The organism is Yoonia sp. GPGPB17 (assembly GCF_037892195.1).
Lineage (GTDB): Bacteria > Pseudomonadota > Alphaproteobacteria > Rhodobacterales > Rhodobacteraceae > Yoonia.
The window spans coordinates 1451026-1465367 of sequence record NZ_JATACI010000002.1 but is presented as its reverse complement, the minus strand read 5'-3'; the positions used below and the strand labels follow the sequence as shown (position 1 = coordinate 1465367).

Sequence of the window (14342 nt, the reverse complement as noted above, 5' to 3'; positions counted from 1 at the left end):
TGACATAGCTTCCCTTTAGTGCTGTGCTGCTTTTGCCGCAATCGGCTTTTTGCCGGAGACACTGCTGGCGCACCCAAAGAAATGCTGGCGGAGGTTCACGTCCAGCCCTTCTGCGCGCAACGCGTCTGCCATATGGCCGCAATTCTGAAAATTCCGGGTGTAGGTGCCGATCATACTGAAATCCTGTGCACCCTTGAGAAAAAAGCGTTCCACCCAAGGCAGTACCCCATCCAGATAAAACCGATAGAGCGGGCGCAGCCCCCAGTCTTTCGGGTCCGAGGCTTCAATCAGTGCAAATTGTCCACCGGGTTTGAGGATTCGCGCAATTTGACGCGCGAGGACGGCTTGTTGGTCGGGGCTGAAAGTCTTGAGCCCGAATGTGGAGACCAGCATATCCGCATGATCGGCTGGCAGATCAGTTTGCAGTGCGTTTGCTTCGATATGGGTGATCTGGTCTGCGCGGTCAGCGTGAAGGCGTGCGACCGCATGCAGATGCATCTGATGCGAGATATCGACGGCGATGATCTGGTTTACTTGTGGGAAGCGGGCCAGCAGATATGGCCAGACCTCTCCAGTGCCTGCCATCAAATCCACAATATCGGGTGCGTCAGAGGACCCCTTCTGCAGCAGGGCCACGCATTGTTTGCGCCACCGTCCGACAAAGCCGAAAGATGTCACTTCGCTCCACCAACGGTAGTTGCTCGAACAGCGGTCAAAAAGTTCCGCGACAAAAGCGGGATCATAGATGTCTTTGGTCATGCCCGCTCCGTTCCGGCTTAGGGCTTGTGTGACACAGCACAGCGCGCCATGAAAGCAGTATGGATTTTCGCACGTATATGAATGTTGCCTTGGACGAGGCGGGCGCGGCGGGCGCAAGGGGCGAGGTGCCTGTGGGGGCTGTGGTTGCCGGGCCCGAGGGTGTCATTGCCCAAGCAGGAAACCGAACCCGCGAATTGCATGATCCGACAGCCCATGCCGAAGTTCTCGCAATTCGGGCGGCCTGTGTCGCCTTGGGGCAGGAACGGCTGACGGGCTACGACCTCTACGTCACTCTGGAGCCTTGTCCGATGTGTGCGGCGGCCATCAGCAATGCCCGGATTGCGCGGCTTTATTATGGGGCGGCGGACCCCAAATCAGGTGGTGTTGCGCAAGGGCCGCGCGTGTTCAACCATCCACAGTGTCATCACGCGCCAGAGGTCTATGACGGGATTGATGCGCAGCGTTCCGAAACGCTGCTAAAAGCATTCTTTGCAAATCGCAGGTAAGTGAAGGCTGATGGACTGGTTCGAACAGGTTGACGGTTACTGCGAGCGGACGGATTTCACTTATTGGTCGGAGCCGCTGAATGCGGTCACCAACATTGCATTCATCATAGCGGCGGTGATCCTATGGCGACGCAGCGCAGGCGTGCCATTGGCCCGTGTGCTGACTGCGGTGCTTTTCATGATCGGTGTCGGCAGTTATCTGTTCCATACCCATGCGACGATCTGGGCATTGCTTTTGGACGTGGCACCGATCGGGGCTTTCATCCTGATCTACCTTTTCGCGGTCAATCGCGACATTGTCCGGATGCGCGGGTGGGTCGCATTCCTCGCCACACTCGGGTTTTTCCCCTATGCTGCCGCTGTTATCTGGATGACCGAGCAGGTGCTATTCCTGGCGATTTCCAACTTTTACTGGACCGTGCCTTTGTTGTTGATCATCTATGCCGTCCCCTTGCGTCGTCGGCCCGGTATCGCATCCGGTTTTATGATCGGTGCCGCGATATTGACCACGTCAATTACCCTTCGTTCGGTCGATGAAATGCTGTGCGAAACGATTACTTTTGGCACGCATTTCCTATGGCATGTCCTCAACGGCATCATGTTGGGCTGGATGATCCACGTTTACACGCGCCATATGCTTGCGACTGACCGCGCAGGGCGCTAAACGCAGCACACAGATTTACCGGAGAGTTTCCACATGTCGATTGACACCGAAACCGCCCGCCGCGTGGCCAAGCTGGCCCGCATCAAGGTGGAAGACGACGCCCTGCTTAAGCGCTGGCATCCGAGTTCAGCGCGATCCTTGGGTTTATCGAACAACTCAACGAGGTCGATGTCGAAGGGGTCGAGCCGATGACATCGGTAACTCCACAACGTCTCAAACGCCGTGAGGATGTGGTGACGGATGGCAACCAGCAAGAGGCCGTATTGAAGAATGCGCCTGATGCCCGGGAAGGCTTCTTTGCTGTGCCGAAGGTGGTGGAATAATGTCTGATCTGACCAAACTGACCATCGCCCAGGCCCGCGACGCGATGCGCAAGGGAGAAACATCCAGTGCCGAGATTACATCGGCTTGCCTGACCGCTATCGAAGGCGCCGACGCGCTGGGCGCTTTTGTCCACCATACGCCAGACATTGCAAATGCACAGGCTGCTGCTGCAGATACCCGCATCAAAGCCGGTGATGCACCGGATATGTGCGGCATCCCGCTGGGGATCAAAGACCTGTTCTGCACCAAAGGTGTCCCATCGCAGGCCGCCTCGCGCATTTTGGAAGGGTTCAAGCCAGAGTATGAAAGCACCATCACCAGCCAGCTTTTTGACGCGGGCGCGGTTATGCTGGGCAAGCTCAACATGGACGAATTCGCGATGGGCTCGTCAAATGAAACCTCTGTTTATGGCAACGCGGTCAACCCGTGGCGCCGCGGCAATGATGATGCCGCACTGACGCCGGGTGGGTCATCTGGTGGGTCGGCCAGCGCGGTGGCCGCAGACCTATGCCTTGCCGCGACCGGCACCGATACCGGCGGGTCGATCCGCCAGCCAGCCGCTTTTGTCGGTATCACGGGCCTGAAACCAACCTATGGCCGCGTGTCCCGATGGGGCATTGTCGCCTTTGCGTCGTCCCTCGATCAGGCCGGTCCCATGACCAAAGACGTGCGCGATGCGGCGATTATGTTGGGAGCGATGTCCGGGCATGATCCGCTGGATAGCACCAGCGCCGATATCCCCGTGCCCGATTTCGAAGCGGCCCTCACGGGCGACATTCGCGGCAAGACCATCGGTATTCCCAAGGAATACCGGATGGACGGTATGCCCGCCGAGATCGAACAGCTTTGGGCCGATGGGACGACCATGCTCAAGGACGCTGGCGCTAAGATTGTTGACATCACGCTGCCGCATACAAAATACGCTTTGCCCGCCTACTATGTGATCGCACCAGCCGAGGCCTCATCCAACCTTGCCCGTTATGACGGTGTGCGGTTTGGGCATCGCGCCAAGCTGGCACAGGGCGATGGGATCACCGAGATGTATGAAAAGACCCGCGCTGAAGGTTTTGGGCCAGAAGTACAGCGGCGGGTGATGGTAGGCACCTACGTGCTCTCCGCTGGGTTCTATGATGCTTACTATAACCGCGCGCGCCGGGTGCGGGCTTTGATCAAACAAGACTTTGACAAGGTTTTTGCCGACGGGGTTGATGCGATCCTGACGCCTGCAACGCCCTCTGCCGCATTCGGGCTAGGGGAAATGGCCGATGCTGATCCGATTCAGATGTACCTCAATGATGTCTTTACAGTGACTGTAAATCTTGCGGGCCTGCCGGGCATCGCTGTACCAACGGGACAAGACAAACAGGGCTTGCCGCTGGGTTTGCAGTTGATCGGTAGGCCATGGGAAGAGGACGCATTGCTGAATGTGGCTTATAGCCTTGAGCAATCTGCCGGATTTGTGGCCAAACCGGCGAAGTGGTGGTAATCTGCCGCAAAACAAAGTGCAGTGTGACAGGTCAGGCCTTATGAAACCACAAATTCTTATCTCAGTGATAGCGATCGGACTGGCGGCCTGTACGCCGCGTGTTGTGCCGACGGAACGTGGGATTGGGTTTGATGAGTTCTCGCGATTCGAATTGGAGCGCGCACGGCGTGAGGCACAGCTGTCGGCCCCGCGCGGCACAATTGTGCCGCTACCGCAGGTCAACACGATCCCGTCAGAGGATGCGGTTGATCAGGAGCAGGCCATTCCATCCAGCGCATTGGCCGAAGCTGGCATCGGGACGCAGGCGCCCACCACCGTACCTGTGGCACCAGACCCGCTACGTACCGAAGGTGTCCAAGCCTCGCCCAGCAATCCGGCTCCGGCCCTTGCAAATTCCAGTACTGGTCTGTCGGATGAACAGAACTTTGACGCTGTATCCGGGCGCGAGACGATTGAAAGCGACGCAGAGCGACGCGCGGCACAGGCGGCAGCCCGTGAACAGATTGCACCAACAGCGGTACCAGAGCGACCCGCGAATACCGGACCTAACATCGTTGAATATGCGCTGAATGCCCCAAACGTGAAAGGGCAGGAGTGGTACAGCCGGTCGCTATTGTCGACGGATGCGCGTTTCAGCCGCAATTGCGCGGTCTATGCGACGCCCGATGATGCGCAGCGCGACTTCTTGGCGCGTGGCGGCCCCGAGCGTGACCGGCGCGGCATTGACCCTGATGGTGATGGGTTTGCCTGTGGCTGGGACCCGGCGCCCTTTATTCAGGCCATGCGCAACTGAGACTGACCACACGACAATCTCCCAATTGCGGGCCGCGTCGCGACGGGGCGACACCCGATCTCGTGGTGATTCACTATACGGCAATGGCATCTGCGGTGGCGGCCGCAGACACCCTGTGCAATCCAGAGACTGAGGTTTCTGCGCACTACCTGATCGCCGAGGATGGTGAGGTGCTGTCGCTTGTCCCCGAAGCCATGCGGGCGTGGCATGCGGGCGCGGGCGCTTGGGGGCGGTCACAGACGTCAACAGCCACTCGATTGGCATAGAGTTGGCAAACACAGGTTTCACACCCTTTGCGGCCGCGCAAATGGATGCGCTGACAAATGTCTTGCATGGGATCAAAGCACGCTGGGATGTACGGCCTGAGCGGGTTATCGGACACTCTGACATGGCTCCTGGACGTAAGATTGACCCCGGCGTCCGGTTCGACTGGCGCAGATTGGCGCTGGAAGGGCTGGCAGTTTGGCCCTCATCAAGCGCTTGCGCGCATTCTTCGGAAGAGGGCCCGCAAGGGCCCGATGACGCCCGATTTGGTTCCTTGATGGCCGCTTTTGGATATACGGCATCACGTGACCCGGCTCTACTGCTTCAGTCCTTTCGATTACGCTTTCGCCCGGACCATGATGGTCCGCTTGATGCTACAGATCTTGCCACAATCACCGACCTTGCCCGGCGTTTCCCCGTTGACGTTAACGCTGCTGGGGCTTAACCGGACCCTTGCGCGGATGGCTGGATGACTGCGGCAGTGATGTCGAGGAAAGTCCGGACTCCAAAAAGCACGGTGCCGGGTAACGCCCGGCGGGGGCAACCCCAGGGAAAGCGCCACAGAGAACAGACGGCCTCGCATGCGGGGTCACGGTGAAACGGTGGGGTAAGAGCCCACCGCGCAAGCGGCAACGCAAGCGGCACGGCAAGCCCCACCGGGAGCAATGCCAAATAGGGACCTCGCGTCGCAAGACGGGGATGCTTGAGCCCCAGACGGTCCGGGTTGGCAGCGAGAGGGCGTCTGGTAACAGGCGCTTAAGATGAATGGTCATCCATCCGTGGGCAACTGCGGAGGACAGAATCCGGCTTACAGGCCATCCGCGCATATTGAATTGGGTGGTGGGAATGAGTGTTACACCGGACAAAGCCGACTGACCCTCTAAGTGCAAACGATCTCTTTCGACGTTTTCCGATGGTAAAAAAACCGCGGGGAGGGAAGCTGCCCTTCACTGCGGTCTGCACTGCCGCTTCGTGCCACTAATTAATGAACGCAAGAAGCAGCCTGCGATCCCCAAGTCTGTCGATGCGGCGGTCAAGCGCTCGAATATCACGCCGGATTTCGGCGCGTCTATCTTCATCTGTATCGGCGCGGTCGCGCTGATCCTGGAGCCGATCACGTTCAGCCTCAAGCCCCTTGATTTGCTCCGATAACCGGAGATCTTGGAGGCCGCTTTGATAAGGCTGCCGCATAAGAGACAATTTCTCTGGCATGCAGAAAGATGATAGTTCTTCTCCACGCTGACCTATCCTAAAGGCGTTGGTCGGCGTGCAATAGTTTTCTAGACCAACCCGATAGCCCTGAAGCGCCAGATCTTCCCGGGGTGGTGTCGCACTGGCCCTGCAAATGCCTGCCTCGCCTGTAATAACCGACGCAGGCTTTCCGTCCAGGCCGGTCTGGTATCCAAAGTTGTACCAGTTGATGTTGGCGCAATGCAGATCGGTTAACTCGGCGCAAGAGGTCAATGTTAAGATCAGGCTTGGAAAAAGCAGGAAGCGCAAGTGCATAGAAAACCTCTTTTTGAGCTAATGGTCCCTGTGCTTTTGTGAAAGCTTGGATAACACGACGCAAATACAGAGACCTCTTTCCCGAGTACATAGTGGCGCGCTTACCCTTCTACTAGATGCTCATGTACCATTCCTATGTCGACTTACTTGCTTGAGTGGATACTGACGGACCCGATCCGGACTACAGCAAGAATTGCGCCAAATTTTGCAAGACAACGCGGCGTCAGCAATAGTTGCGATTGCAAAAGTCCGGATTCTGCGCTGGTCAGTCTTACAGCGATTGTGAACCGACGCCCGCCTTGGGCTGTGTGCCGCCATTTGACCCGATCTCGACAAACGGTCGCTAAGGGCCACCTTTGCAAATGGCGATATCGGCTTTTTGGTGCTTTGCGAACATTCGTGTTGGGTGCAACATCGGTTAATCTGGAGTTTAAAGCTGACCTTCGTTCCACTTCTCGTCCTGATGAAACCTTCACTCCTCTGACGCGGAATGCACGATGTATCTTGCATGCGCCATATTCCCGCTTGGGCGTTGCTTTGCGGTTGACTCGGCTCCACCCACGGGTAAAAGGCAGCTTCAACGAGATTCACGCGATGTGCCGCGCGTCGGCCCGCAATCAGAGGATATGAGATATGGCGAAGCCTACCACCATCAAGATCCGCCTGAACTCCACTGCGGGGACCGGGCATTTCTACGTCACGAAAAAGAACGCACGGACAATGACCGAAAAGATGGTCATCAAAAAGTACGACCCCGTTGTGCGCAAGCACGTCGAGTATAAGGAAGGCAAGATCAAGTAGGTGATCTTCCTGTACTGAATTGATTAAGCCGCACTCCAAAGAGGGCGGCCTTTTTGTGGGGCCTAGCCAAGCGATGGGTGTGCCGGTTTGCCATCGAGCTTAGGATAACGGCCAAACGCATCTGTTGCCTTGGGCCGCTCAATCGGCACGGCGGATTTGCGGATAACAGGCATCAGGATATCAATGCCAACAGCAAGGCAACGAGCAAAATGATTTGTGCCAACAAGGTCAGAGCCATGCCAATCATCCTCAAACGCCAGTGTGTCCCATCGTGGGCAAAGTAAATGCCGTGCAGTGTACGCCCAACAATCAGGCATGCCGCACCTAATACCAGTAGGATCGTATTTCCACCCTGAAGCTCGGCCAGCCCCATCAGGATCAATGCAATCGGTACCTGCTCGGTCGCATTTGCATGTCCACGGATTGCCTTGGTCAGAGGACGGTTATCGTTGTCGCCAAGGACGACGCCGCCATTTCTGCGCAGCTGGATCACCTTTATCGTCAGCAAAAGAATGATAACACCGCTCAATAGGGCTGATATTGACGTGATGGGCGCGAAAATCATGGTGTGGCCTTTACGATGCAAAAAAATGACTGATCGTGACATCAGCCCCTAAAATCAAACGATCCGCAATGATTATTCGCAAACACCGAGCCGTTTGAACCGTTGGTCCACATTGCGCCACCTCAATCCGGAATTGAGTTGGCTACGCGAAGAACAAACTCGGCGCTGATTTGATCTGGTTCATGCAAATTGAGTTGCTTTTTCTGAGGTTTCTGCATCTTTGCGCTTAACTAAATGCTCTTAACCCATCCAAATTCAATCCAGGCGCCTTGTGAATTAAAGATGCTGGATAAGCTTTGTCGTTTATCAGACGGCTTACCGAAAAATCCGGTTCGAGGTCCTGGAGCAAAGATATCGCTTTTTCAGCGTCTCTTTTGAGTTCCATGTTTGCGTACAGTGCAACGAGATATCGAAGGGGTGGCCTGAAACTAGGGTTTTGGGCATGGCACTCTTTGGCAAATGCCAGTGCCAACTTCAGTTTCCCAGCGACCAAGGCTGACCCGAACAACTGATTGTCCCACCAGAACTTGTTTGGCAGCGTTGTCACGAGGCGGCTGGCCTGAATTGCATGTCTCAAAGAGGCGTCCGTATCGCCAATGTACACCGAAGAAGAACTGAGCGCCCACCATGCCATAGGGTTGCTGGGGTTAAGCTGCACGGCACGTTTGGCCAATCCATAGCTGCTCTCATGATTGCGGAACAATTGACCTTGTGTATTGGCTACGGTTGCAAGCACCATGGCGTTATTCGGTTCCAGTTCCAGCGCATGTGCGCACAAGGCCTCGGCTTGTTCTTTGAGCGCGTCTGAATTGGAAGAATAGCGCTCAGCCTTCATAATCGTCAGGCACTGAGCGCGCCAAGCAAGGTAAAGTCCTCTGGGGCTGGTGGCAAAAGCAGTTGCAAATAGTTCGTCAGCCTCTGCTGCAGCGCTTGGCTTCATTTTAAATAGCGAACGAATGGCCAAACGACAGTCGCGGTCAGCGCTTTGCTCACTGTCACCCCGGCTTAGCAACTCATCTCCGACCGCTTCGACGAGTTGATTGCACATCAGATAGACATGCGGATGCTCGGTTGGTGGCGATCCCTCAACCAAGATGGTCGCTTCGTTTGCCCATATACGTGTCTTTGACGCGGGGCATTCGAGAGCCATGCGCAGGCGGATGAACGCATTTTCAAATTTCTGGGTCGCGACGTGTATCTGCCAATGTGCATCAATATCTTCACCGTCGTCCCGTGATCTAACATCAATCGAAAACGACTCGTTGAGCAGGCGCGTTGCGACGTCAGCCACCGATTGCACAAACCACTCCATCATCGGTTCGTCTGGAGCGATTGTGACAATCGATACGATTTTCTTGCGCGGGTTCGTGGCCAATGTCGCAAGCGATTGAGCTTAAGACTTCGCGCGATGAGTTTGGCAACGCAAGACGCTCTTGGCGCAACCAAACGGCGAAGGCGTCATCGAAAATCGGCACGCCTTCAAGCAACTCGCCGCGCTCTGCGGATCGTATTTCAACCCGATCCAGGTCGATGGACACGTTATGACGGTCAGCGGCGATAACTTGTGCCGCGTCACCCAGTGATCGGCGGATTTGCAAAAGGCACTGGCGCAAACTTCCCGCTGCTTGGTCTCGGGCGCGGGTGCTCCAAAGCTTGGATTTCAACCATTCGCGGCTGCGCGTTCCATGAGGAGCAACCGCCAGCATAGCCAGAAGCGCCTGCGCCTTGGCGGATATTGGTGTCACATTTGAACCGTCCGGTAAATCAGCCCGAAAAGATCCACGCACGTGAATAGCCAATAACTGTTTCGCCGAAAGCGACATAAGACACATCTCAAATTGACCTGAAAATGCTAGCAGCCCGCCAAAAAGCGATCAAGAAGTTAAAAATCGTCAAAGCACCGTCAAAAATCGCAGGCTTTCACAATGAGGAGTTGCTTGACGCATCAAGTTGAATTGGAGTGGTGACGTAGGTGGGGAGATTTTAGAGAGGATCAAATGCCAAAGTATGGTGGAAACACAGGTGGCAATACAGGTGGTAATACCGGCGGCAACACGGGTGGGAATACCGGAGGAAATACCGGTGGCAATACTGGCGGCAATACCGGCACCCTGAATGCGTTTTCACGCGATCACGCGGATAGTCCAGCCTCGCCTTTGCTCAGCAACGCGTTGATTACGGCTCGGGACGGCGTGACGGGCTATTGGGATGGTGAACCAAACCCAGACATAGGAGATCTCGATAGGCTCAAGCTGCCGCATGACAACTCATATCTTGACCATGTGCGCCACCCCTATCAGGCGAAGATATTGCAGTCGCTTTTGATGCAATACATCCGCTTCGACGCGATCGAAGAAGACCCTTCAGACGCCATGTCAAAGGCTGGGGCTGCGATTTGGGTCGACGGCCATCCGATCACTGCACTGACCCGCCCCGCCCCGGTTTTCTTTGCAAAGCAACTCACGTGGTTGCGAGCCTACGCGGATTTGCGCGACGATCGGCTATCAGAAATCCACATGCAGCTTGATGACATGCTGTCGTTTTTCGGGGCCCAGGCCTATCTGGACACAGGACGACGCAAAAACAGTCTGATGCTGCTGGATGCCGTGCGTGATTTCGCGATCCACATTGAGACGCCACTTAAGTTTTACTGCCGCGCGCCGCGCCCGATTGATTTTGCAGAGCAAGTACAACCAATGATCCAGACACCGGATCATTCCAGCTTTCCATCCGGCCACAGTCTTGAAGCGTTCGCCATCGCAACGGTTCTTTACCGGCTTCAGACCGGAAAACCGCCCGAAGACGGTTACGGGGATGACAAGACTGTTCCGGCTCTGCCCTTCCGGTTGGCCCATCGCATTGCAACCAATCGAACGGTTGCTGGCGTGCATTTCCCTGTCGATTCGTTGGCGGGGGCTTTCATTGGGTGCCAGGTCGGCGAAATCCTCTATGCTATTGCTTCAGGCGGGATATTAGAGCCAATGGATGTGAATCTGGGCGAACCCGGCAGCGACTTTGTTCTTAGAGAAATGTCGGGAGAGAAGATAGGTGAGGCTTTCAAAGTAACCCAGAACTCCGTCGTCAAAGAGCTGTGGAACCGCGCCGCGCAAGAATGGCCCTGCGCACCGGCCAAGGTGTGAGGAGAGCGGCATGACACTTGCATGGAAAGCCGTCAAAGACGCGCGACCAAATGATTTGGGTGCTTATGCCCATTGGTGGCAGGACAAAGAGCGAGACTTCATCCCGCCGGGATTGCGCGATGCCAATAAGATCACGCTGGAGCTTCCTCACCACCACGCATGGAACAAGGGCGCCCGCTCTCGTGCGGCGGCAGGGGCATTTTATGCAAACGGTGCAGAGGTGCCACTGCCCGATGGCGCCGCGAACACTGACCAACCGACCGAATGGAGCATTGAAAGGACCGCAGTGAAATTGCCGGAAGTCCCAAACGATACCGTTCTTGTCGGTATCGTTGATACTGGCATCTCGCTCAGCAACTCTCGGTTTCGAATGGCGGATGGCACGACCCGTTTCGTCGCATCATGGCAGCAATCAGCGCCTTTCCAGAGTGAACAGGCCGACCTGCCATGCGGAAATGAAGTCTATGCGGATCAGATCAATGAACAACTGGATCGCCATGGTCCATCAAAAACACTTGGCTACGTCGATGAGGTGGCGTTCAATCGCGATCTTAACCTGACTGAACCCGTCAAACCGGGCGGACAGCGTGATCTTGAGATGGCCGCAGCTCACGGCACTCATGTGCTTGACCTGGCCGCAGGTCTGGATCCTGAGGGCGACCTGATCGGTGACCCAGCGCGGCTGCGCCTGCTGTCTGTCAACCTACCAGCCCAATATGCTCATGGTACAGCTGGCGGCTTTCTGGCCTATTTCGCGATCTATGCGTTAGAGCGCCTGATCCATTTGGCTGACGCGCTTTGGGTGCGCAACAACCCTTGTGGCAAGGCTGGTGGATATCCCTTGGTGATCAATTTTTCATACGGGATGACTGCAGGTCCAAAAGATGGCCGCCACATTTTCGAAGGTGCGATCCGTGACATTCTGGCCGACCGGAACAGGAATCAAGATAAAGCCAAAGTTCCCGTCCGTCTTATTATGCCCGCTGGCAATGATAACCTTGAACGGTGCGCGGCTTCAGCGGTTTTGGGTGGAAATGGCGCGCGACACCCGTCGACAAACTACAAAGCACAATCCAGCATTAAACTGCCATGGCGCATCCTGCCCGCAGACTCGACCGCTAATTTCGTTGAAATCTGGTTCGAGGCCCAGAATGCTGAGAACCTTAAGGATCTGAAGAAGCGCTTGCAGGTCTGGGTTACGCCGCCGGGTTCCCACAAACTGAAACTTCAGACGTTGCGCAACCGCAAGCATCAAGATCTTGGTGAATTCGCCCGTGTGTATGCTGACCTGCGCCCCGTCGAAGGCAAAACAAAACTGGCGCTTCTGGTCTGCGTTGCTCCGACAACGCTAGACGTTGCGCAAGCGCCGATTGCCCCAGCCGGTCTGTGGGAAATCCATCTTGAATATGATGGTGCCCCGGTTGATACCGCCTTTTACATCCAATCCGACCAATCTGCCGTTCGTACCAGTAAAACAGGTCGCAGGTCGTACCTCGATCATGAAAACTATAGGACCTATCTAGAAAACGGGGCGCTCGCAGATACGTATTCCTACGAACCGGATTTTGGCTACACCAAGGACAATGACAATTGGAGAGAGTTTGGGCCTGTCCAGCGCCGAGGCAGTCACAATGCGCTTGCCACCGCAAATGCCACAGAAAACAATGGTGAAATTGTCGTGGTCGGTGGATTTGACGACAGCACGGGCTACCCCGCCTCCTATTCCTCCAGCACGGATGGCAACCGTACCAAACCAGACGGGCGCGCGATCATCTCAGTCTCGTACCCGAGCGAAAACGGCGCTTCGCTCTTTGGGTTGCTCGCGGCGGGTGCACGTGATGGTTCGGTCACCGCCTACCGCGGGACCAGCATGGCCACGGCCCTCGCAACACGTGACGCCGCTTTTGCTTTCTTGAATGCACAGGGTGCAGGCAAACGCCTTGGGACTGAAAGGTGGTTCACAGACAGGGCGTCAACAGCTGAGAGCGAAGCCGTGTTGGGGTTTGTCACTGACCACTGGGGCCAATACCTCGGTTGGCCCAGAATCAAAGCTCTTAAAAGCGGTGTGGGGCGTATCGGTGCGCCCGTCAACGACCGCAGATGGAGGCGTTTGGGTGGCACGAACTAACCCTTAAAACTCTGATAAGTAAATTAAATTTTGAACCCACTCGATAATGCGCTCTTCCGCGCGACAAGACAGCTGTGCCTCGCGCAGCGCGAACAAGGAGACAGTAATGATTGAAACTCATCGCACGATACAGACCCATTGGGTCCCCCGAATGACCCAAAACTGGCGTCCTTCGCCTCTGATCAAAGCCCTTCCTCTTACCGCGACTTTGGCCGTGCTCAGCGCCTGCCAGATTTCGGATGGTGAGCTGAAGTCATTTGGCCAAACCGCCGGAGAGACAGTTGAGGTTGTGGGACTGGCCAGCAGTGTCACTGGCGATCTGATCGCGCAAAATGTTGTAACGCAAAACGCCTGCCGGTACATCAAGGGCGTCTCTTACACGCTTGCCGCTACACCAGATACGCAACTGTCACCGTTGCTGATCGACCAACAAAACATCGCGATTGCGCTAGATGCCTATGCCAAAGCCATTGCCGGTGCCCTTGATCCCGAAACACAAGGTAACATCGACACAGCAAGTGAAGACCTTGCTACCTCAATCGGTGCTTTCGGCGAACAAGTCGGTGCTGGCGCGCAGGTCGCACCAACGGTAGCACTTCTGTTTAACGCGATCGCGCGGATCGAAGAAACCCGGCGCGTCTCGGCTGTAAAGGCCGAAATGGAAAAGGTGTTCCCCTTCCTTTTAAGGCTGCGCGAACTGCTCGCAGCAGATCAAGCGCGTGCGCTCGCTGAAATGGATGAACAGATCGCCGCATGGGACCGTCACACCCGTTGCGTCCTGACCGCGACCCGCCAGAGAGCAAATGCCGAAGCCGCCTTCCGTGACGCTGATCAAGCTAGGCGCGACCTCATCAGCAAACGAAAGCAAGCCGCGCGTGCCGTTCTGGCCTTGGATGCCCTGATCGACGCACATGCCGCGATTGTTTTCGGAGATGGTGAATTCGAGGACGGGCTGAAGATTTTGGATGCGTTCGTCGAAGATCTTCAAGCCATCAAAGACGCAAAACAAGGAGACGAATGATGAGTATCACCAACACGCAAGCAAAACGAAAAATTGGTCACGCGATCTCTGATCTCCTCAAGGTTCGCGATGATTACGGCGGGCTCACTGCCCAAGAAAAGCAGAAAAACGAAGATGCGATCAAAGCGTTAAAGGCTGAATATCTGGCTTTGTCGGGTGCCATAAACTCCGCCAGTTATTCTGAAATTACCGCGGCTCTGACCGGGGCAAAAACGGAACTGGAAGAGATCAAAGACAAGCGAGACAGGTTTGAAAACGGGCTTGTGACGGCTGCAAAATTGCTAGGCAGCCTTACCGCGATCTTAAAGCTGATTTCGTGACCGATCACACGACATTGGCCCTTCATGGGGCTGATCGGACACGACTTATCCCTCATTCCAAAAAA

Annotated in this window: 14 protein-coding genes, 1 other RNA gene and 2 pseudogenes; 12 read left to right on the top strand and 5 right to left on the bottom strand. The window is 55.7% G+C overall.

What is annotated here, in order from left to right; translation table 11 throughout:
* Positions 1 to 15: 15 nt before the first annotated feature.
* Positions 16 to 759 carry a class I SAM-dependent methyltransferase gene (locus QTO30_RS07915; protein WP_340423644.1) on the bottom strand — a complete coding sequence of 248 codons (744 nt, stop codon included), beginning with the start codon at positions 757 to 759 and terminating at the stop codon, positions 16 to 18.
* Between the two features lie 59 nt (positions 760 to 818).
* On the opposite strand from QTO30_RS07915, the gene QTO30_RS07910 reads away from it, so the two are divergent.
* The 7 genes and pseudogenes from QTO30_RS07910 to rnpB all read left to right on the top strand — a co-directional run bounded on the left by QTO30_RS07910 (position 819) and on the right by rnpB (position 5623).
* Positions 819 to 1265, top strand: a complete 447-nt coding sequence (locus tag QTO30_RS07910) for a nucleoside deaminase (protein WP_340423643.1) — start codon at positions 819 to 821, stop codon at positions 1263 to 1265.
* Positions 1266 to 1275: 10 nt separating this feature from the next.
* A complete protein-coding gene (locus QTO30_RS07905; RefSeq protein WP_340423642.1) occupies positions 1276 to 1929 on the top strand; it encodes a ceramidase domain-containing protein in 654 nt (217 codons plus the stop codon).
* Positions 1930 to 1962: 33 nt separating this feature from the next.
* Positions 1963 to 2252: pseudogene (gene gatC / locus QTO30_RS07900) on the top strand (Asp-tRNA(Asn)/Glu-tRNA(Gln) amidotransferase subunit GatC).
* On the top strand, positions 2252 to 3739 hold the full coding sequence (gene gatA, locus QTO30_RS07895; RefSeq protein ID WP_340423641.1) for an Asp-tRNA(Asn)/Glu-tRNA(Gln) amidotransferase subunit GatA: 1488 nt from the start codon (positions 2252 to 2254) through the stop codon (positions 3737 to 3739). The pseudogene gatC and the gene gatA overlap by 1 nt, the downstream one beginning before the upstream one ends.
* Before the next feature lie 40 nt (positions 3740 to 3779).
* Positions 3780 to 4532, top strand: a complete 753-nt coding sequence (locus QTO30_RS07890) for a hypothetical protein (RefSeq protein ID WP_340423640.1) — start codon at positions 3780 to 3782, stop codon at positions 4530 to 4532.
* 83 nt (positions 4533 to 4615) lie between these two features.
* Positions 4616 to 5241 (top strand): annotated as a pseudogene (locus QTO30_RS07885) (N-acetylmuramoyl-L-alanine amidase).
* 12 nt (positions 5242 to 5253) lie between these two features.
* An RNA gene (gene rnpB / locus QTO30_RS07880) (RNase P RNA component class A) lies at positions 5254 to 5623 on the top strand.
* A gap of 151 nt (positions 5624 to 5774) precedes the next feature.
* Here rnpB and QTO30_RS07875 read toward each other — a convergent pair.
* Positions 5775 to 6296, bottom strand: a complete 522-nt coding sequence (locus QTO30_RS07875; RefSeq protein ID WP_340423639.1) for a DUF2799 domain-containing protein — start codon at positions 6294 to 6296, stop codon at positions 5775 to 5777.
* A 639-nt stretch (positions 6297 to 6935) separates the two neighbouring features.
* Here QTO30_RS07875 and rpmG point away from each other — a divergent pair.
* Positions 6936 to 7103 carry a 50S ribosomal protein L33 gene (rpmG, locus tag QTO30_RS07870; protein ID WP_008233681.1) on the top strand — a complete coding sequence of 56 codons (168 nt, stop codon included), beginning with the start codon at positions 6936 to 6938 and terminating at the stop codon, positions 7101 to 7103.
* Between the two features lie 172 nt (positions 7104 to 7275).
* Here rpmG and QTO30_RS07865 read toward each other — a convergent pair whose 3' ends face one another.
* The 3 genes from QTO30_RS07865 to QTO30_RS07855 all read right to left on the bottom strand — a co-directional run bounded on the left by QTO30_RS07865 (position 7276) and on the right by QTO30_RS07855 (position 9413).
* Positions 7276 to 7668 carry an MAPEG family protein gene (locus tag QTO30_RS07865; RefSeq protein ID WP_340423638.1) on the bottom strand — a complete coding sequence of 131 codons (393 nt, stop codon included), beginning with the start codon at positions 7666 to 7668 and terminating at the stop codon, positions 7276 to 7278.
* Positions 7669 to 7894: 226 nt separating this feature from the next.
* On the bottom strand, positions 7895 to 8983 hold the full coding sequence (locus tag QTO30_RS07860) for a hypothetical protein (RefSeq protein ID WP_340423637.1): 1089 nt from the start codon (positions 8981 to 8983) through the stop codon (positions 7895 to 7897).
* Positions 8952 to 9413, bottom strand: a complete 462-nt coding sequence (locus QTO30_RS07855) for an AfsR/SARP family transcriptional regulator (RefSeq protein ID WP_340423636.1) — start codon at positions 9411 to 9413, stop codon at positions 8952 to 8954. Before QTO30_RS07855 ends, QTO30_RS07860 begins: the two co-directional genes overlap by 32 nt.
* A 252-nt stretch (positions 9414 to 9665) precedes the next feature.
* Here QTO30_RS07855 and QTO30_RS07850 point away from each other — a divergent pair, with 252 nt between their 5' ends.
* The 4 genes from QTO30_RS07850 (at position 9666) to QTO30_RS07835 (ending at position 14277) form a co-directional block, all read left to right on the top strand.
* Complete coding sequence (locus QTO30_RS07850) at positions 9666 to 10808, top strand: phosphatase PAP2 family protein (protein WP_340423635.1); 1143 nt, start codon at positions 9666 to 9668, stop codon at positions 10806 to 10808.
* A gap of 10 nt (positions 10809 to 10818) precedes the next feature.
* Positions 10819 to 12936, top strand: a complete 2118-nt coding sequence (locus QTO30_RS07845; RefSeq protein ID WP_340423634.1) for a hypothetical protein — start codon at positions 10819 to 10821, stop codon at positions 12934 to 12936.
* Positions 12937 to 13042: 106 nt separating this feature from the next.
* Positions 13043 to 13957, top strand: a complete 915-nt coding sequence (locus tag QTO30_RS07840) for a hypothetical protein (protein WP_340423633.1) — start codon at positions 13043 to 13045, stop codon at positions 13955 to 13957.
* Positions 13954 to 14277 (top strand): hypothetical protein, encoded by a 324-nt coding sequence (locus QTO30_RS07835; RefSeq protein WP_340423632.1) that lies wholly within the window; start codon positions 13954 to 13956, stop codon positions 14275 to 14277. The genes QTO30_RS07840 and QTO30_RS07835 overlap by 4 nt, the downstream gene beginning before the upstream one ends.
* The last annotated feature ends 65 nt before the right edge of the window (positions 14278 to 14342 follow it).

Excerpts from the sequence above, each read along its gene's own strand:
- QTO30_RS07860 (WP_340423637.1), bottom strand. The coding sequence starts at position 8,983 with ATGATGGAGTGGTTTGTGCAATCGGTGGCTGACGTCGCAACGCGCCTG.
- QTO30_RS07910 (WP_340423643.1), top strand. The coding sequence starts at position 819 with ATGGATTTTCGCACGTATATGAATGTTGCCTTGGACGAGGCGGGCGCG.
- QTO30_RS07915 (WP_340423644.1), bottom strand. The coding sequence starts at position 759 with ATGACCAAAGACATCTATGATCCCGCTTTTGTCGCGGAACTTTTTGAC.
- QTO30_RS07865 (WP_340423638.1), bottom strand. The coding sequence starts at position 7,668 with ATGATTTTCGCGCCCATCACGTCAATATCAGCCCTATTGAGCGGTGTT.
- QTO30_RS07850 (WP_340423635.1), top strand. The coding sequence starts at position 9,666 with ATGCCAAAGTATGGTGGAAACACAGGTGGCAATACAGGTGGTAATACC.
- QTO30_RS07835 (WP_340423632.1), top strand. The coding sequence starts at position 13,954 with ATGATGAGTATCACCAACACGCAAGCAAAACGAAAAATTGGTCACGCG.
- rpmG (WP_008233681.1), top strand. The coding sequence starts at position 6,936 with ATGGCGAAGCCTACCACCATCAAGATCCGCCTGAACTCCACTGCGGGG.
- QTO30_RS07845 (WP_340423634.1), top strand. The coding sequence starts at position 10,819 with ATGACACTTGCATGGAAAGCCGTCAAAGACGCGCGACCAAATGATTTG.
- QTO30_RS07890 (WP_340423640.1), top strand. The coding sequence starts at position 3,780 with ATGAAACCACAAATTCTTATCTCAGTGATAGCGATCGGACTGGCGGCC.
- QTO30_RS07905 (WP_340423642.1), top strand. The coding sequence starts at position 1,276 with ATGGACTGGTTCGAACAGGTTGACGGTTACTGCGAGCGGACGGATTTC.
- gatA (WP_340423641.1), top strand. The coding sequence starts at position 2,252 with ATGTCTGATCTGACCAAACTGACCATCGCCCAGGCCCGCGACGCGATG.
- QTO30_RS07840 (WP_340423633.1), top strand. The coding sequence starts at position 13,043 with ATGATTGAAACTCATCGCACGATACAGACCCATTGGGTCCCCCGAATG.